Origin of the sequence: Pseudomonas sp. SWRI22 (assembly GCF_014268395.2) — a bacterium.
GTDB classification, from domain to species: domain Bacteria; phylum Pseudomonadota; class Gammaproteobacteria; order Pseudomonadales; family Pseudomonadaceae; genus Aquipseudomonas; species Aquipseudomonas paracarnis.
This window is the reverse complement of the sequence record NZ_JABWQK020000001.1, coordinates 495,918-514,365: the sequence shown is the minus strand read 5'-3', so window position 1 is coordinate 514,365 and position 18,448 is coordinate 495,918. Positions and strand designations below refer to the sequence as shown.

At 60.5% G+C, this 18,448-nt stretch carries 14 protein-coding genes; 7 read left to right on the top strand and 7 right to left on the bottom strand.

The features are described from left to right. Positions 1 to 107 precede the first annotated feature (107 nt). Positions 108 to 4,853 (top strand): RHS repeat-associated core domain-containing protein, encoded by a 4,746-nt coding sequence (locus HU730_RS02165; protein ID WP_217862433.1) that lies wholly within the window; start codon positions 108 to 110, stop codon positions 4,851 to 4,853. 7 nt (positions 4,854 to 4,860) lie between these two features. Further along, complete coding sequence (locus HU730_RS02160) at positions 4,861 to 5,277, top strand: hypothetical protein (protein WP_054897067.1); 417 nt, start codon at positions 4,861 to 4,863, stop codon at positions 5,275 to 5,277. A 254-nt stretch (positions 5,278 to 5,531) separates the two neighbouring features. Here the strand turns inward: HU730_RS02160 and HU730_RS02155 are convergent, their stop codons facing one another. From HU730_RS02155 to HU730_RS02135, 5 genes are all read right to left on the bottom strand, one after another. Then, entirely contained in the window at positions 5,532 to 6,761 is a 1,230-nt protein-coding gene (locus HU730_RS02155; protein WP_186527769.1) for a M20/M25/M40 family metallo-hydrolase, read from the bottom strand. A 48-nt stretch (positions 6,762 to 6,809) separates the two neighbouring features. Beyond that, complete coding sequence (locus tag HU730_RS02150; RefSeq protein ID WP_060764775.1) at positions 6,810 to 7,868, bottom strand: diguanylate cyclase; 1,059 nt, start codon at positions 7,866 to 7,868, stop codon at positions 6,810 to 6,812. A 79-nt stretch (positions 7,869 to 7,947) separates the two neighbouring features. Continuing rightward, positions 7,948 to 8,580 (bottom strand): LysE family translocator, encoded by a 633-nt coding sequence (locus HU730_RS02145; protein ID WP_034127731.1) that lies wholly within the window; start codon positions 8,578 to 8,580, stop codon positions 7,948 to 7,950. Positions 8,581 to 8,649: 69 nt separating this feature from the next. After that, positions 8,650 to 9,519 carry a sugar phosphate isomerase/epimerase family protein gene (locus HU730_RS02140; protein WP_034127732.1) on the bottom strand — a complete coding sequence of 290 codons (870 nt, stop codon included), beginning with the start codon at positions 9,517 to 9,519 and terminating at the stop codon, positions 8,650 to 8,652. A 27-nt stretch (positions 9,520 to 9,546) separates the two neighbouring features. After that, the gene (locus HU730_RS02135; RefSeq protein WP_014718115.1) at positions 9,547 to 9,729 is read right to left on the bottom strand and encodes a rubredoxin; all 183 of its coding nucleotides are present in this window, start codon (positions 9,727 to 9,729) and stop codon (positions 9,547 to 9,549) included. A gap of 158 nt (positions 9,730 to 9,887) precedes the next feature. Here HU730_RS02135 and HU730_RS02130 point away from each other — a divergent pair, with 158 nt between their 5' ends. Next, entirely contained in the window at positions 9,888 to 11,318 is a 1,431-nt protein-coding gene (locus HU730_RS02130) for a PLP-dependent aminotransferase family protein (protein WP_034127733.1), read from the top strand. A 51-nt stretch (positions 11,319 to 11,369) separates the two neighbouring features. Here HU730_RS02130 and HU730_RS02125 read toward each other — a convergent pair whose 3' ends face one another. Continuing rightward, complete coding sequence (locus HU730_RS02125; RefSeq protein WP_096144707.1) at positions 11,370 to 12,359, bottom strand: helix-turn-helix domain-containing protein; 990 nt, start codon at positions 12,357 to 12,359, stop codon at positions 11,370 to 11,372. 109 nt (positions 12,360 to 12,468) lie between these two features. Here HU730_RS02125 and HU730_RS02120 point away from each other — a divergent pair, with 109 nt between their 5' ends. Continuing rightward, positions 12,469 to 13,011, top strand: a complete 543-nt coding sequence (locus tag HU730_RS02120; protein ID WP_054897062.1) for a thioesterase family protein — start codon at positions 12,469 to 12,471, stop codon at positions 13,009 to 13,011. A 9-nt stretch (positions 13,012 to 13,020) separates the two neighbouring features. On the opposite strand, the gene HU730_RS02115 is transcribed toward HU730_RS02120, so the two are convergent. Continuing rightward, positions 13,021 to 14,649 carry a hypothetical protein gene (locus HU730_RS02115; protein WP_054897061.1) on the bottom strand — a complete coding sequence of 543 codons (1,629 nt, stop codon included), beginning with the start codon at positions 14,647 to 14,649 and terminating at the stop codon, positions 13,021 to 13,023. A 142-nt stretch (positions 14,650 to 14,791) separates the two neighbouring features. Here HU730_RS02115 and pvdM point away from each other — a divergent pair, with 142 nt between their 5' ends. Genes pvdM through HU730_RS02100 form a run of 3 tightly spaced genes read left to right on the top strand, consistent with a single transcriptional unit; the run spans position 14,792 to position 18,330 of the window. Then, positions 14,792 to 16,141 (top strand): pyoverdine-tailoring dipeptidase-like protein PvdM, encoded by a 1,350-nt coding sequence (gene pvdM, locus HU730_RS02110; RefSeq protein WP_186527770.1) that lies wholly within the window; start codon positions 14,792 to 14,794, stop codon positions 16,139 to 16,141. 18 nt (positions 16,142 to 16,159) lie between these two features. Beyond that, a complete protein-coding gene (locus HU730_RS02105; RefSeq protein ID WP_072448869.1) occupies positions 16,160 to 17,428 on the top strand; it encodes an aminotransferase class V-fold PLP-dependent enzyme in 1,269 nt (422 codons plus the stop codon). Positions 17,429 to 17,457: 29 nt separating this feature from the next. Further along, entirely contained in the window at positions 17,458 to 18,330 is an 873-nt protein-coding gene (locus HU730_RS02100) for a formylglycine-generating enzyme family protein (RefSeq protein ID WP_034127738.1), read from the top strand. Positions 18,331 to 18,448: the final 118 nt, after the last annotated feature.

The window sequence follows — 18,448 nt, the reverse complement described above, 5'->3', positions numbered from 1 at the left end:
CACCGCTGCAAAGTCCCTCGACTGATCAAACAGTGCGAGGGATTGCAGATGGTTTTTCCTGTTAGTGCCTTGGTTACCTGGCCGCCCCTCGTGGGGAGCCGCTGCGGATGACCCAAGCAGCCAAAATTACCTTTATCGAACACGAGCTGGATGGTTTCCATCAGAGCCTGGTGGAGTACCGCCAGCAGATGGGCGCCTGGTATTCGCGTGCGCTGGATACGGTCAGTCATGCAGCGGACATGCCTTCGTTGCTGGGTATGGATCGGGTGTTGCGGGTTGGGGATGCACAGCAGTCGGTCGGTCTTGGCGATGCGGACTTTTCCACCGTGGCCCGCTGTCCGGCAGGGGGTGTGCTGAAGATCCAGAGCAGGTTCGAGTCAGCGTACGACGTGGCGATCGGCAATATTCCGGTTGAAGTGATCGGGCTGGATGACGGCAGCTCCAGGGTCATCCTGCTCGACGAGCACGGCGACGGTTTCCACGAATGCGCCGCCGGCGGGCGCTATCAGGTAAGGGTTCAGAGCGGTGTTTCAGCGCAGCAAGTCGATGCCTTGTTTGCTTCCTATGCCGGGCTGACTGCGGATCTGGAGCAATGGCTGCGCGAGCAGTGGCAAGGCTTCAAGCCGCATTGGCAGCAATCCCCCGCCAGCGCAATAGGCAACGGCGTGCTCGCCGGCAGTTGGGCAGCGATCCGTGACGTGTGGGACAGCATCAAGCAGGTGCAGGCGATTCTTGAAGACCCGCTCAAGTACGTCGAGCACCTGGGTAGCGAGGCGGCGAAGTTGGCACAAATCGCCACCGATGCGCCCAAGGTCATGGAACAGGCGATGTTGCTGGCCAGTGATGAGGCGGCGCTGTACCTGTTACTGCGCACCGCCATGATCTGGCTGGAGGCGTTACCGCCTAGTGAAGTTGCGCAAGCGGCCGCCGGTTTTATGGTATCGCTGCTGATTGACCTGGTGATTGGCGTGGTGTTGACCATCGCGCTGCCGGCAGCGGGCGTAGCGTATTTGAGTATGCGCCTGGTCAAGTACGGCGCAGGGATTCTTCAGTCAGCCGTGGGTTTCGTGACCGGTGTGCTGACGATCCTCACAACGTTCATGCGGGCGGTGGACCGCTACAAAGCGGTGGCGGTTCGCGGGGTGGTGGGAGGGCTGAAGCAAGGCACGGTGCAGATGCGCTGGCGAGCGCGGCAGAACGTAGTGCTGACGCAGAAAGAGCGTGTGGATGATGTGCCGGCTGTGGCGTCGAACCCGAAGGGGGATGCGGCGGCGCCTGCGGATAAAACCGTCACCCACGGTTGTCCGGTGTCGATGGTCACCGGCGAGGAATTGCTGACCCTCACCGATGGTGCGCTGGATGGAATCTTGCCGTTTGAGTGGACGCGGCTGTACCGCACCAGTGCGGTGGAAGTCGAGTGTGGGTTGGGGTTTGGCTGGAGTCATGCGCTGGCTCATCGGCTGGTGGTGTCGGGCGATTTGGTGGTGTGGACTGACCATGAGAATCGCCGTACTCAGTTTCCCTTGCCGACCGCCGCTCGACCTGCGATCACCAATAGCCTGGCGGAAGCGGCGATCTACTTGGGTTCGGCGCCTGACGAACTGGTACTGGCCCAAGCCTCGCGTTTCTACCACTTTCGCGACGGTGTGCTGACAACCATCAGCGATGCGTATGACAACCGTCTGCGCATTTGCCGTGATCGCTCAGGACGGATTGGGCGGCTGGATAACGGTGCTGGTCGTTCCCTACTACTGCACTATGAGCTGGACCGCATCGTCGCGGTGGACTACCAGGTTCATCGCGCCAAAGGGCGTGAGCCCTACGTGTGGGAGACCGAACAGAACCTTGTTTCCTACGCCTATGACGAACACGGACGACTGGTTTGCGCGACCAATGCTGTCGGGGAAAGCGAGCGTTATCGGTACGACGATCAGCACGTCATTCTTGAACGCCAACTGGCCGGTGGCGCGAGTTTCTTTTGGGAATGGGAACACGCGGGCAAGGCGGCGCGCTGCGTGCGGCATTGGGCGAGTTTTTCGCAGATGGACACGCGCTATGCCTGGGGCGATGACGGGCGTGTCACGGTGCATAACGCCGATGGTAGCCAGGAGGTGTATGTCCATGACCAGCGGGCGCGGCTGGTGCAGAGGATTGATCCGGACGGCGCCACGCACTTTAAATCCTACGACGACCAGGGCCGGCTGACCGTCGAGCAAGACCCGATGGGCGCGGTGACGGCCTATCAGTACGACGATGCCGGACGCTTGGTCGCGCTGTTTCCGGGGGATGATGAGCCAACGTCCTACGAGCATGACAACGGTTTTGTACGAGTTGTCAGGCGTGGGGAGGCGGTCTGGAAGTATGAGCGTAATGACCAGGGCGATGTTACGCGTAGGACCGATCCCGATGGAGAGGTTACTGACTACAGCTACAACAAGCACGGGCAACTGACTGGAGTTTGGTACCCGGATCACAGTTGCCATCGACTGGTGTGGAACGAACGTGGGCAGTTGCTTGAGGAGCAATTGCCCAATGGTGGAATCAAGCGTTATCGCTATGACGATCTGGGGCGACAAGTTGCCTGTGAGGATGAGCATGGCGCACTAATCCAGTATCAGTGGGACGCCGCAGGACGCTTGCTGAAACTGACCCAGCCAGGCGGTGGTTGTAGGGAGTTCAGCTACAACCCCTACGGCAAAATCATCGCCGAACGCGACGAACTCGGCCACGTCACCCGTTATGAATACGTCGACGGCCTGCACCTGATCAGCCGCCGTCTCAACGCCGACGGCACCCAGGTCAAGTACCGCTACGACAACGCTCGGCTATTGCTCACCGAGATCGAAAACGAAGCCGGCGAAACCTACCAACTCGACTACCACCCCAACGGCCTGATCCGCCAGGAAACCGGCTTCGACGGCCAGCGCACCGCCTACGTCTACGACCTCAACGGCAACCTGCAGGAAAAAACTGAATACGGCGACGATAACAGTCAGCTAATCACCCGATACGAGCGCGACCACGCCGGTCGCCTCGTCCGAAAAACCTTGCCCGATGCCAGCGTTGTCGACTATGCCTACGACCGCCAGGGCAACCTCCTCAGCGTCGAGGACGGCCACTGGGCGTTGGCCTACGAATACGACCGCCAAAACCGCCTCACCGCCGAACACCAGGGCTGGGGCACCCTGCGCTACGGCTACGACGCCTGCGGGCAACTGAAAAACCTGTGTCTGCCGGACAACAACCGCCTCACCTTCACCCACGATAAAGGCGGCCACCTCGCTACCGTCGAACTCAACGGTGAAGTGCTCACCTCACATCTGTTCAAGAGCGGCCGCGAGCATCAGCGCCAGCAAGGCCAACTGCTCAGCCACTACCACTACGACGACCAGAATCGTCTGCACGCCCACGCCGTTACGCAGCAGCAAAACTACCTCTACCAACGCCAATACGACTACGACAAAAGCGGCAACCTCACCCGCCTGCTCGACACTCGCAAAGGCGAACACTTTTACCGCTACGACCCGCTTAATCGCCTGACCCGCGCCGACCACTCCCAGGACGTACAGGAACGCTTCGCCCACAACCCGGCCGGCAACCTGCTGATGCAAGACCGCCCCGGCCCGGACATCGTCGCGGCCAACCGCCTGATGATCCAGGGCGACCGGCACTATGACTACGACGCCTTCGGCAACCTCATCCGCGAACGACGCGGCAAAGGCCAGCAACTTGTCACTGAGTACCGCTACGACTGCCAGCATCGGTTAATCAGCATCACAAGACCGAACGGCGAAACCGCCAGCTATCGCTATGACCCGTTTGGGCGGCGCATCAGCAAGACCGTAGACGGCAAGACCACCGAGTTTTTCTGGCAAGGCGACAAGCTGATTGCCGAACATCACGCAGAGCGCCATCGCAGCTATCTCTACGAACCCGACAGCTTCCGCCCCTTGGCCCTGTTGGAAGGTTTCGGCCCAAAAGAAACCAAGCCCTACCACTACCAACTCGACCACCTCGGCACCCCGCAGGAACTGACCAGCCACGAGGGCGAAATCGTCTGGTCCGCCCACTACCGCGCCTACGGCCAGATCGCCCGGCTCGACGTAGGCAACATTGACAACCCGCTGCGCTTTCAAGGGCAGTATTTCGATGCGGAAAGCGGACTGCACTACAACCGCCATCGCTACTACAATCCGGATATTGGTCGCTATCTGACGCCGGATCCGGTGAAGTTGGCGGGTGGGATCAATGGGTACCAGTACGTGCCAAACCCTACAGGGTGGGTGGATCCATTAGGATTAAGTACCTGCCCAGGGGACCAATGCAAGCCTAACGCTCCTCCTATTCTTCCGAAGCCTAGTGTAAATGAAGGCGCGCCCGCTTTACCTCAACTGGGGCGTACTCAGCGACAGGCGAGAATAGATGAACTGGCAGAGGCAAATGCAAAACGAAAAGTGCTGGGTTGGGAGCAGGAATATGATATGCATTCGGTTGAAAAGCATAGCCCAGAGATACCAGATAACGCTTTAAGGCAACGATCTATTGATGGAACAAATCCGACCACTGGGGAGAGAGAAGCTATCAATTCCAGCTCTCAATTTAAAACCTGGGTGATGCAGCTTAACGCTATAAATAAAGCCATGGGCAGGATGCAGGGCGATTCACCACTTCCTACAGGTTTTGATAGAAGGGGTAACCCTGTGGTTATAGTCGAGCTACCCGGAGCCGGACGAGGCTACAAGCCTAACCACCGAAACTTAAACGACCCTAAGTACATTGAAAATATGGACAGAGCAGAGATCAGATTTGATAGAAACAATCCGACTCGGCCATTTACCGCATTCCCAAAGTGAGCAGACAATGCTGAAGTGCCCATTCATGAACACCCCTTACACCCCTAATATCTCTCATATATTGGGAGCCTTATCGATATACGACCTTGAGGATACAGTTGGAAAAGAACTATGGAAGTACGACCCTAACAATGAGAAAGACAGAGAAAAAATCATAATTTCTTTTGTTCTGAAGGACCTTATGTATTTGTCATACAGACATCGCTTCGTATTAATGGCTGCACTTAGAGATGTGCTAGACAAACCCGACTTCGACTTTTCGAAAGAATTTGAAAGCGATTATGATGAGTACATAACAATGGCTTGGGACGAAACAGAAATAGACGACCCCCGAGGTTTCTTTGCGGACATTTATCGACTGGCCAACGAGGTCTGGAAAGACGACCTTCAAAAAGCCAGTCTCGAAGACCCTTCCACATGGTGACTTCCGCATTGAACGCAGTACTCGATGTCGGAGGGGCTGCCCCAATGCGAGTTACTCAAGCAAACAAAACGCTCAAATCAACAAAGATCAAATGTGGGAGCTGGCTTGCCTGCGAAAGCGGTAGTGCAGTAACACATGCAGGGACTGACACACCGCCTTCGCGGGCAAGCCCGCTCCCACAGGGGATCTGCGTTTGCCGGACGGGCATTCCTCCCCCATTCAAATCTGCTTCGTTCGATCATCCAGTGTTCTGATCAGCGCTTGGAAAGCTCCATGATCATCCGACTCAACAAATAAACCCGCGGTACCACACTCTCCACCTCGGCATATTCCTCCGCCGTGTGAATATTGCCCCCCACCATCCCAAACCCATCCAGCGTCGGCGTGCCTACACCGGCGGACAAGCTGGCATCCGCCGCGCCGCCGCTGCCTTCGATGGTCAACTTGCGTCCCAGTTCGCCATAAATCCCTTGGGCTATCGCTACCAACTTATCCGACTCGGCTGTCTGCGGCATCGGTGGCAGGCCGCGCTGCAGGCTGGTGTTCACTTCGGTTTCCGGGATCAACTTGTTGGCTGAAACCCGCGCCAGGTCTTTCTCGATCCGGTCGAACTCTTCCGGCAAGGCCGCACGCACGTCGGCCTTGGCGGTGGCTTGGTCAGGGATGACGTTGGTGCGGTCACCGGACTTGAACACGGTGAAGTTGATGGTGGTTTTCTTGTCTTCATCGCCCAGCTTGCCCAGTTGCAGGATCTGGTGCGCGGCTTCCATGGCGGCGTTGCGTCCCAGTTCCGGGGCGACGCCGGCGTGGGCGGCCTTGCCTTTGACTTCGACCACCGCAGTGGCGCTGCCTTTGCGCCACACCACCAGGCCGTCGGCGGGGCGGCCGGGTTCCAGGTTCAGGGTCACGTCGTGGCCTTTGGCAGTGTTGCGGATCAGTTCGGAGGCGGCGTCGGAGCCGGTTTCTTCGCTGGCGTCGAGCAGGAAGGTGATCTGCGCGTAATCCTTGAAGCCCTGGCTTTTGAGGACCTTGAGCGCATAGATGCCCGCAACGATGCCGCCCTTGTCATCCATCACGCCGGGGCCGTAGGCGCGGCCGTCCTTGATGTGGAAGGGGCGCTCGGCAGCCGAGCCTTCCTTGAATACGGTGTCCATATGGGCCATCAGCAGGATCTTGGCCTTGCCGGTGCCTTTGAGGGTGGCGACCACATGGCTATTGTTGGCGGCTTTATCCGGCACCAATTCGATGGTGAAACCCAACTGTTTCAACTCATTCACGGCGATATCGCGCACTTGGGTCAGGCCCGGCTCGTAGCCTGAACCCGAGTCGATATTCACCAGGCGCTCCAGCAGCTTCAAGGCTTCGGCCTTGTATTGTTCGGCCTGTTGCTGGATCTGTTTATGAGGCTCGGCGCTGTAGGCCGGCAGGCTGAAAGACAAGGCCAGGGTAGCGGCCAAAAGGGTACGCGGGAACGTGAAGAGCATGGACCGATCCTTGTTTTTTGTTGGAAGGTGCCCCGCCACCCTACCCCACTAAACTGACCGCAACCAACTGCCCTGTACCGAACTGACCCGGTTGCGCCCGCTGCTCTTGGCTTCGTACAGCGCCTGGTCGGCATCGTTGAGCCAACTGATGGAGTCGGCGTGGCTAGGCTGGTACGGCGCCAGGCCGATGCTCAGGCTCACTCGCAGTGTCGGGTCCTGGGCGTAGGCCAAGGCGTTGAAGCGACCGCGCAAGGCCTCCATCACCTCGGTGGCACGGTTGAGGGGCATGTCTGGCAGGATCACGCAGAACTCATCACCGCCATAGCGCCCGGCCAGGTCGTTGGTGCGCAGGTTCTGGCGCAGCACCTTGCTCAGTTGGCGCAGGACGATATCGCCGGTCACATGGCCGTAGGTGTCGTTGATGGTCTTGAAGTGGTCGATGTCGATCAACGCGATGGCGGCACCGCCCGGGCCACGGCGGCAACGTTGAAATTCGAGGTCCAGATGGTCCTTCCAGGCGCCGTGGTTGAGCAGGCCAGAGAGGCTGTCGGTGCGGCTCAAGGCCAGCAGTTCACGTTTGTGGCGGGCCAAGGTGACGGCCTGGCGGTAGCAGATCCAGCCCAGGGCCAGGGGATACAGCATCAGGATCGGCAGGCAGGCATACAGCTGGGCCTGGGTGGTCACGGCGATAAATCCTGGTGTGAACAGCAGCAACGCGGTGCCCAGCCCCAGCGCCTGCGCCACCCAACCCGCGAACAGGAAGCGCGGCCCGCCAATGGCGACGTTATTCATGCTCATCATCGACAGGGTGGTGACGCTGGGCAGCGGGTTGAAGTGCATCGCGCCAACCCAGAACCCACCGCAAAAGGAATCGAACAGCAGGCTGCGGCGTTCGCTGCGCAAGGTATTGGCCGAGCGCAACGAACATTGAAACGCCAGGTGCGGCCACGCAAAGGCATTGATCAGCATCCAGGCCCACACCCACAGGGACGGATTCAACGGATACATGCCGAACGCCACGCATACAAAGCCGAGCGTCAGCCCCAGCACGCGAGATTTGTACAAGCGCAAAGCGAGCGGAAGTCCTTTTCCTCCGACGGCTGGCATGGTGGGGGCGATCCTGGGTGAATGCCTGGAGTCTATCAGGGCGACGTCAAATCGCCACTACCGCTTATTGGCTAATACTTCAGTGCGAAAACCCACGCGCCAGCATCAAGGCGACGCCCAGCAGCAACACCGCCGTGATTCGCTGCAACAACACCCGCCGCTTGGGGTTTTCCAGCACGTGTTTGATGCGCTGGCCGAAATAGCAATACAGGCAGCCGCTGGCAAATTGCAGCAGCAGGAAGGTCAGGCCAAGGATGGCGATGTCCGCCGCCGAACTGTGTTCACCGGCGCCGGCAAACTGCGGGAACACGGCGCTGAACATGATGATGGTCTTGGGGTTGGAAAACCCGGTCAACAGCCCTTTGCCAAACAGGCTGCGCGCCCCCTCGACCTTGTCGGCGTTGTTGATCGACACGCCGCTGCTGGTCCACTGCTTGTAGGCCAGGTAAAGAATGTAGGCCACCCCGACAAACTGGATGGTCTGGGTAATGGCGAGGTTGCCCTTGATCAATTCCGAGAAGCCGACGGCAAAGATCAGGATCGAAATCAGGTACGACACACTGGCGCCGACCTGCGCCGGGATCGAACTGCGCAGGCCGTCCTTCAAGCCCAGGCTCAACAACAGCAACGTCATGGGGCCCGGGCTGAAGGTCATGGTGGCGCAAAACAACAGAAAGTAGAGAAATGAAGACAGGGTTAACGCACTTGTCATGGCCAGCACCTTGAATAAAAAGAAACAGCAGCAACAGGGCGAACGCGGCCAGCGCTCGCCCCCGGCCGATCAGGCGACAGCGATTTCGGTGGTCAGGGAGTCGCGGTACATCACCGCCAGGTCAGCCAGGGCAGCCTTGGCGGTCTGGTTGCGGGTTTCAAACGCGACCAGCCCCTTCCAGTTGGTCTCGACAATGGCCTGCAGCACATCGGCGTAATCGCAGTTGCCGTCATGGATACCGAAGTGCTGGTCTTGCACGCCGTTGTTGTTGCTGAAGGAAATGCCCTTGATCAGGTGGTGGTATTTGCGCACCACTTCTGCCGGCAGGCCGTTCTCGATGTTGGCGTGGCCGGCATCGAGGAAGAAATACACATTGCTATGGGCTTGCAGGCGCTCGAACACAAAGGCGTATTCGGCTTCATGGGTAAAGATGTAGTGGAACGGCCGATAGTTAACGTAGTTGGACAGGTTCTCCAAATAGATATCCGTGCCCTTGGCCTCGGCATAGCGCGCCAGCTCCTGCACCGACTTGAGGTAATGCTCCAGGGCAACCTTCTTGGCCATCAGCACCATTTTCGGCTCGACGATGCAACCACCGTGAATGATCAACGGCGCGCCCAGGCGGCTGGCGATATCGATTTCTTTTTTGACGTACTCCACGGCCGCACTACGGAAGGCTTCGACATCACTGCCCAACGGCGCCTTGAAGTTGCCATGGAAAACCGGCTTGACCCCCGTGGCCGCGATTTGCGCCTGCAGGCTCTCGATACGCGCCTCGGTCCAGTCATCGACCATTTCGCCGAACAGGCTGCCGTCGATGTACCAGTGGGTGCAGTCACCTTCGATGGCGGTTTGCAGGCCCTTTTCGGCGCCCAGGTATTTCTGGTGGGCCACACCGGTGCAGAACGGGACGGTGGCGTTGATCAGTTTGCTGTTCATGGGACGATTCCTTTCGTTGATGGAGTGTCAGGCGAATTGACGTTCAGGAAGATTGATGGCCATGAAATCGGCCTTGGTCACGCCGCAATCCGGGCATGTCCAATCTTCAGGCACCTCTTCCCAAGGGGTGCCTGCGGGAATTCCGTCCTCCGGAATACCCAGTTCTTCTACGTACATAAAACCGCAGGGTGCGCACATATAAGTCTTCATGGAAATGCAAAATCCATTGCTCAGGTGTAGGAAATATCGCCATCTCCTGGCGAGATGCCGCGCAGTCTAGGGGAGTGGCATTGCGCAAGGCAGGTAAAGTGGTGCCTAATCCGGCCTAACTTCACCGGTAAAAGCACCGGCAAACACAAGGACGCGTCATGTTTGTATCCGCCATCGCTTTCGTAGAAGGCACGCCCAAGGTCCAGCAGATCGTCGAGGCGTTCAGCCAGGCCATCGAAAATGGCGAATGGGCACCGGGCAGCAAACTGCCATCCGTGCGTGAACTGACCCAGATCCTCGGCGTCAGCAAGTTCACCCTCAATGAGGCACTGGACCGCCTGCGCGGTCGCCACCTGCTCACCTCGAGCCAGGGCCGCGGCTACTTCGTGGCGATGGACAGCACCCGCCCTGCCTCGGCGACCTGGGTGGACCTATTGCCCCAAGACCTGCTCAGCGTATTGCGCCGGCCCTTGGCCACCGCCAGTGGCGAACTGCGCCCCGGTGGCGGGCACTTGCCGGAGGATTGGCTCAATGGCGAAGCGATCCGCCAAGCCATGCGCAGCGTAGTGCGTGCGCCGTCACTGCGTATCGCCGGGCTGGGCACGCCGGCGGGGCTGTTGCCGTTGCGCCAGGCGCTGCAACAGAAACTGCACGGCGAAGGCTTGTCGGTACCGGTGGAACAGATCATCACCACACCCAATACTGTGCAGGGCCTGGACATGCTCATGCGCCTGCTCGCACGCCCCGGCGACACGGTGCTGCTCGACGCGCCGTGCTACTTCAACTTCCACGCCAACCTGGCGCTGCACGGCGTCAAAGTCATCACCATTGCACGCCGCCCCGACGGCTTTGACTTCAGCGCCCTCGAACAGCTGCTGGCCGAACACCGCCCCAGCCTGTATCTGACCACCAGCGTGTTGCACAACCCCACCGGCCACTCCTTCAGCCCCAGCCAAGCGTTTCGCCTGTTGCAACTGACCCAGCAGTACCACTGCCACATCGTCGAGGACGACCTCTACGGCGACCTGCACCCCAACCCTCCCCCACGCCTGGCCGCCGTCGCCGGGCTGGACCAGGTTACCTACCTGTCGGGGTTCTCGAAAATCCTGAGCGCCAACACTCGCGTCAGCTACGTGGTGGCCGCTCCGCAACTGGCCGCCAACCTGACCAACATGAAATTGATGAGCGGCGGCGTCACCTCGGAACTGTTCGAACAGATCGTCTACCGCATGCTCAGCGAAGGCAGTTACGCCAAGCAGCGCAAACGCATGGTGCAGCGCCTGATGGAAGCCGGTGGGCGCGTCGAACAATGGCTCAAGCGCTGCGGGTGCGAACTGCCCATGGCGTATGAAGGCGGGATGTTCATCTGGGCACGCCTGCCGCCTGGCGTGGACGGCGAACTCCTGGCCCAGGAAGCCCTGAAACGCAGCATGGTACTGGCACCTGGCGCGCTCTTCGGCTACGACCCGGCCCACCGCGACTCAATGCGCTTCAATGTGGCCCACAGCGACGAACCACGGGTACAGCGGGTGTTTGAGGCGCTATTGCTGCACGGTGTTGCACAGAGCAATCCCCGCGCAAAAAAGTGATACACGTCCACGGCGCAGCGCGCCTGCTTACCTGACCGGCATCAAGGCAGGTCAGGACCTCGGTGCGTCAGGTACATAGGCGTCGCCCTGGGCAACCAGGAACTTCTTGCGATACGCCGCCGGCAGCATCCCCACCCGTTGCTGGAACAGACGCCGAAACGAGTTGCTGTCCTCATAGCCCACGGCATACGTGATGCTGGCGAGGGTCATGCGTGTTGACTCCAGCATCTGCTTGGCTCGTTCCAGGCGCAGGGTTTGCAGGTAGCCAATCGGCGTACAACCAGTGGCATCCTTGAAACGCCGCTTGAAATTACGCACGCCAAAACCAAAGCGCCGGGCCACCTCATCGATCACCATTGACTGCGCAAAGTGCTGCTCCAACCAATGCTGCACACGCAAAATCTGCGCATCACCGTGGCTTTTGGGCAGCGACCACATCGCGTAGGCCGACTGCTCGGTGCGGCCGGCATCGATCAGCAAGTACTTGCCGCAGGTATGAGCCAGCTCCGGCGAGCCGAAACGGCGGATCAGGTGCAGCATCAAGTCCATCGCCGCCGTAGCGCCCCCGCACGTGATCAGGCGATTGTCTTCGCAAAGGATCTGCCCCTCATCCAGGCTGACCTGGGCATATCGACGCCGGAAGAACCCGGCAAATGCCCAGTGAGTCGTCGCACGCAAGCCGTGCAATAAGCCGGTCTCGGCCAGCATGAAGGCCGCCGTGCACATGGAAGCCAACACGGCGCCCTGCCCATGCTGCTCACGCAACCAGGGGCCGTAGGCAGCAAACGTCGGCATAGCCTCCTTGAGGGTAAAGAGAAACCCGGGAATCAGCACCAGGTCCGTGTGCGCGATCTGCGCCAGTGAACCCTGCACCTGCAGGCGCTGCCCGCCCCATGCTGTCACCGGCTGGCCGTCTATAGACGCGAGCATCACCTCAAACGGCGGGCTTTCAGCGAACAGATTGGCCGCACTGAGCATTTCCATGGCCAGGGTGGCACTGGCAGCGGAACATTGATCCGCCAGGAGCAAGGTGACATGCATGTAAAAACTCCGGCTTGCACTTTTCGCATGTAATAAGTCATTTACGCATCTACCTTAGCCGATCCCATCCCCGTACAGTGCGGCCATTGATCAACTGCCTGGCGTTTTTATGAATCTCTGGTTTCGATTACTGCACATGCTGTTGCGCCGCCCCTGGCGCAAACCGGTTCACGGCCTGGCTACCACGGTGGTGCGCATGCGTGTCTGGCCGCTGGACCTGGACCTGAACCGGCATGTCACCAATGGCCGGTATTTCACCCTGGCCGATGTGGCTCGCATGGATTTTGTGCTGCGCACCGGCGCCTTTCGCGTGGCGCTGCGCCATAAGGCGATGCCGATAGTCGGCGATACCTGGGGCAAGTTCCGTCGGGAATTGAAGCTGTTCGAGGTATTCGAGGTGCATACCCGCATTCTCGGCTGGGACCACAAGTGGAACCTGATGGAGCACCGCTTCGTCAGCAATGGGCGGGTGGTCGGCGTGGTGGTGATGCGTGGGCTGTTTCGATCCGCCAAAGGCACACTGCCCCCGGCCGAATTCATCCGCGAGTTGGGCTTGGACGACACCTCACCGCCGATGCCGCAATGGTTGAGCGACTGGGCACGCAGTTGCGATGAGATGAGTGCGCAATTGCGCGAGGAAGAGCAGGTTTAAAAAAACCTGCTAAGCCTCGCGTTTGAGTTTCAGATGCCGCGCATACCATGGCCGCTGCGGCACACGTTTGAACAGCCCCTTGAGCAGCTCTTCATCGGCACCGAAGGTAATGCGCAGGGCCAGCTTCATGATCTCCGGGTCCATTTCCATCGAGCGCCCCTGTTGCAGCCCCGGCGTGGTGCTGCAGCCGTGGGTGTCCGGGCCCAGCCACGGGTCACCTATTTCCACCCAGCGGCCTGGCGCAAACCAGGCTACGCCGTTGACTTCCAGTCGGCTCACCTCGCCTGGGTTGAAGCGCTCGTGGGCACGAAACCAGTCTTCGATGCGGTCATCGATCCAACCGTGGAAATGCCAGAACACCGGGTTCACATGGGATGAAAACGGGTCGCCCAGAAAGTCGTTCTCCGGCGCATACCAACGTGCGGCAAAGTCTGCGGGGTCACGGGCGAAGGGGACCGGGGCGCCGTTGGACGGGTCGCGGGGCACCGAGGCCCAGCGCATATGCAGCCAATCATGCAGGCCCAGCTCCATTTCCGAGCCCAGTTGGCCCAGGGTCAACTTGGCCAGGTAGCGCGGGTCGCGGTATTGGGATTCCCACACCTGGAAGTTGCTGTGGTAGGTCTCGGCCGCCTTGATATCGCTGACCCACTGGGTGTAGTCGGCGTCATCTGGCGCTGACCAACAGGGCGGCAGTGCGAAACCGTCGTGGTTGTCGAAGTAGCGCACAAAGCCCGGGCGATCCCGCTCCAACGGCGGTTGCGGCTCGGGGAATTGCGGCCAGGAGGGCAAGTCCTGCATGGAACGTGCGGTGCCGAGCATGTGGCGGTGCATGAAGAAGAAGTCGATGCCCGAACCATTGCGGTCCTTGCGCTTGCCGCGGGCGTCGCGTTCCTGACCACGGGGCCCCGGTTGCCAGCCGATGCCGCGCAGGGCCTCGCGTTTTTCTTCGGAGAGCTTGTGCCATTGGTCGCGGGTGGCGTGCCACAGTTGGTGAAACAGGCGGTGCTCGGGAGAAATCAGCCAGGCCAGCAAGGTAGGGTTGAGGCCGATGCGCTGGCGGGCTTCGGGGAACAGTTGTTTGTGGGCGATAAAACGGTTGTCGCGTTCGGTCAGCGCCAGGGGCCGCTCAAGGTCGAGGATGTGCCCGCTGAGGGTGGCGCTGCCGGCATTGCCGAAATCGGCCCAGACTTCATCCAGGGTCATCTTGAATTCATAGGCCGGCACGCCGCCGGCTGAATCGCGGTCGATCAAGCGCCAATAGAGCACGGCGCCCTCGCCCGTCAGCACATCACCCAAGACCCGGTAGCGCGGCTCGCCTTCAGCGCGCAGCTGCTCGGCGGTGTCCAGGTAACCGCGCAGGCCACGCCCACGGGGGGCGATGTCGAGCAGCAACTCCAGGCCATGCAGCGGCAGGCCCGCAAGGCCCGCATCGCGGCCTTCCAGGCGCAGGCTCCAGACGCCCCGCAGGGTGTTCGCCAGGTGCTGGCCCTGGGTGTCAGCGAGGTCGACCGTAGCTTCGCCGGGGGTGATAGGAAACTCTTCTTCCCGCGTCAACTCGCGATGGGCATAAAAGGCCGCGGGCACGGCTGCACCGGTCAGCGCCAGGCCTGCGATGAACCCACGTCGAGAGATTGTCATTGGCTACCTTAGGAAACAGCTTGATCAGAGCTAGAACGTTTGCAACCCGATGAAATTTACCGCCCTGCCCCCGCCACCTAAATTTCCCCCGTCATCGCTCGTTCTTCCCTGATAGCAAAGGCCTCAACTGACTGAGATGGCAATGACAAAATCACGTTCGAAAAAGGCGCTGTATATTGGCCTGCCGCTGGCCCTGGCTATCGGCGCCGGGGCTGGTTTCCTGGTCTGGGATCAGTGGTTCAAGGGCAACGCCGGCTACCCGCTGGAGGTGATCAAGCAGGCCAATGAAATGCAGGACCGCCTGTTGTCGTTCGACAGCCACATCACCCTGCCCCTGGATTTCGGCACGGCGGGCAACGAGGCCGACAAGGATGGCCTTGGCCAGTTCGACCTGGCCAAGGCCACCCGCGGCCGATTGTCGGGCGCCGCGCTGACGATCTTCGGCTGGCCGGAAATCTGGAACGGCGCCAACGCCCCGCACAAGCCCACCGACGGTTTTGTCGAAGAGGCCCGGCACGAGCAGGAAGTGCGCTACAAGATCATCTCCGGCATGGTGCGTGACTTTCCCAACCAGGTGGGCATCGCCTACACACCGGACGATATGCGCCGCCTGCACGGCGAAGGCAAGTTCGCGATTTTTATCAGCATGCTCAACGCCTACCCCTTGGGCAATGACCTGAACCAGCTGGACTTGTGGGCCGCACGCGGCATGCGCATGTTCGGGTTCAGCTACATCGGCAATAACGCCTGGTCCGACTCGTCGCGCCCGCTGCCGTTCTTCAATGACTCCACCGATGCCCTCGAGGGCCTGTCGCCTATCGGCCAGCAAGCGGTGCATCGCCTCAATGACCTGGGGGTGATCATCGACGTGTCGCAGATGTCGACCAAGGCCCTGGAGCAAGTCGCGCAGTTGAGCCGCACACCGATGGTGGCGTCGCACTCGGCGCCACGGGCATCGGTGGACATCCCGCGCAACCTCAGCGACAAGGAGCTGCAACTGATCAAGAACAGCGGCGGCGTGGTGCAAGTGGTGGGTTTCCCCGCCTACCTGCGTCCCTTGAGCCAGCCGACCCAGGACAAGCTCAATACCTTGCGCGCACGCTTCGACCTGCCGCCACTGCCCAACCTGGCCATGGCCCTGATGCCCGGCGATGCAATCATTGCCGCCTGGCCCGAGCAACGCTTCGGCCAGTACGCCAGCGCGTTGTACGGCATTCTCGAGGAAGAACCCAAGGCCACCCTCAAGGACCTGGGCGACGCCATCGACTACACCGTGCGCAAGATCGGCATCGATCATGTCGGCATTGCCTCGGACTTCAACGACGGCGGCGGCCTCCAGGGCTGGGAGAACGTCGGCGAGGTGCGCAACGTCACTGCCGAACTGATCCAGCGCGGCTACTCCGAAGCCGATATCGCCAAGCTATGGGGAGGCAACTTCCTGCGGGTGTGGGACCAGGTACAAAAAGCCGCCAAGCCATTGGCCAATCGCTAACCACCACGAAGTAAGTCCATGACCGACCGCCGTACATTTCTCAAGCAGGCCGGCGTCTTTGCCGCGAGCCTGCCGCTGGGCACCGCGTTGCTGCCTCAGGCAGTAGCCGCTGTTACGAACGACCCATGGACGGGATTGAAGCAACTGTTCAACCAAGACCCCAATTACCTGCACTTTTCCAACTTTCTGGTGGCCTCGCACCCCAGGCCCGTGCGCGAGGCCATCGAACGCTACCGCCAACAGATCGACCGCAACCCTGGCCTGGCCATGGACTGGGACCTGCAGGAAACCTGGAAGCGTGAGGGCCAGGTACGCGAGTGGGCCGGCCGCTACCTGAACGCCACGCCAGCGCAGATCGCCCTCACCGGCAGCACGTCCGAAGGGCTGGCGATGATCTATGGCGGGATCAAGGTGCGCGCCGACCAGGAAATCCTGACCACGGTGCATGAGCATTACGCCACCGCGTTCAGCCTGGACTTCCGGGTACGCAAGGAGCAAACCCAGGTTCGTAAGATACGCCTGTTCAAAAACCCCAATCAGGTCTCGGCCGATGAAGTGCTGGGCAACATCCAACGCAACATTCGCCCCAACACCCGCGTGCTGGGCATGACCTGGGTGCAGTCCGGCAGCGGCGTGAAACTGCCCATCGGTGAGATTGGCAAGCTGGTGGACGAACACAACCGCAACCGCGATGAGCCGGACCGCCTGCTTTATATCGTCGATGGTGTGCATGGCTTCGGCGTGGAAGACCTCGACTTCCCCGCTATGCACTGCGACTTCTTCATCGCCGGCACTCACAAATGGATGTTCGGCCCGCGCGGCACCGGCCTGGTATGCGCCCGCGAGACCGAAAACAAATACGTCACACCGATGATTCCGACCTTCTCCGAAGACAAAAACTTCGCCACGACCATGACGCCCGGCGGCTATCACGCCTTCGAACATCGCTGGGCCGCCGACGAAGCCTTCAAGCTGCACCTGCAACTGGGCAAGGCGCCGGTGCAGGCACGCATCCATGCCCTCAACACCGAACTCAAGGACCAACTGCTGGCCCACCCGCAGATCGAACTGGTGACACCGCGCAGCCCCGACCTGTCAGCCGGATTCACTTTCTTTCGGGTCAAGGATCAGAACAGCGATGCCGTCGCGGCCTACCTGATGAAAAACCGCGTGGTGGTGGACGCGGTGGACCGTGACGTTGGCCCGGTGATTCGCACCTCGCCGGGCCTGCTTAACAACTCCGATGAGATCCAGCGCTTCATGACCCTGCTGAGCCAGCGGTTATGACCCCTTTTCCCTTTGAACGAGACGCCTCCATGATGCCATCCCGACTCAAACCGCTCACCGCATTGGCACTCACCGCCCTGTGCGGCGCCCTGCTGCCCGGCCTGGCCCAGGCCGCTGCCCCACAACCGGGCAAGGTCTTCAAAGACTGCAAGGACTGCCCGGAAATGGTGGTGCTTCCCGCCGGCACCTTCACCATGGGTACGCCGGACGACGAAGTGGGCCGCGAGCCTGACGAAGGCCCGATGCACGAGGTGACCTTCGCCAAGCCGTTCGCCATGAGCCGCTTCCATGTCACCGCCGGCGAATGGGACAGCTACGTGCGCCAGACCGGGGTCAAGATCGCCAATGGCGACGACCGCCCCGGCCGCGAATGCATCGCCAGCAAGCCGCGCTATCCCCAGGGGCCACGGCAGCCGGCGGTGTGCATGGACATGGACGACATCAAGCAGTACGTGAGCTGGCTGTCGAAGAAGACCGGGCACACGTACCAGATGGTCAGCGAAGCCCAGCGTGAATACGCCGCCCGCGCCGGCACCACCGGCCCGTTCCCCTTCCCGTTCGACGAAGGCAAGGGCTACAGCATCGCCCAGCACGCCAACACCTACGGCCCGGCGGACGGCTACAGCTATTCGTCGCCCGTGGGCAGTTACCCCCCGAATGCCTTTGGCATGTATGACATGCACGGCAATGTGTATGAGCGGGTGGCTGATTGCGAGCATCCGAACTACGTCGGCGCGCCAACTGATGGCAGCGCCTGGGTGGAGCCCAACTGCGAGGCCTACCAGATTCGCGGCAATGACTGGGGCGAGGCGCCGGTGTTTTCACGCTCGGGCAATCGCAACAACATCTACCCGCAGACGCGCGGGGACTGGATCGGCTTTCGGGTCGTGCGCGAGCTCTAATACCTTGTAGGAGCGAGGGGGACGCCTAGTTCTTGCTCGCGAAAAACTCATAAACGCCGCGTGTATTCAGGAAGCACGCGTCATCGTTGACGTTTTTCGCGAGCAAGCTCGCTCCTAC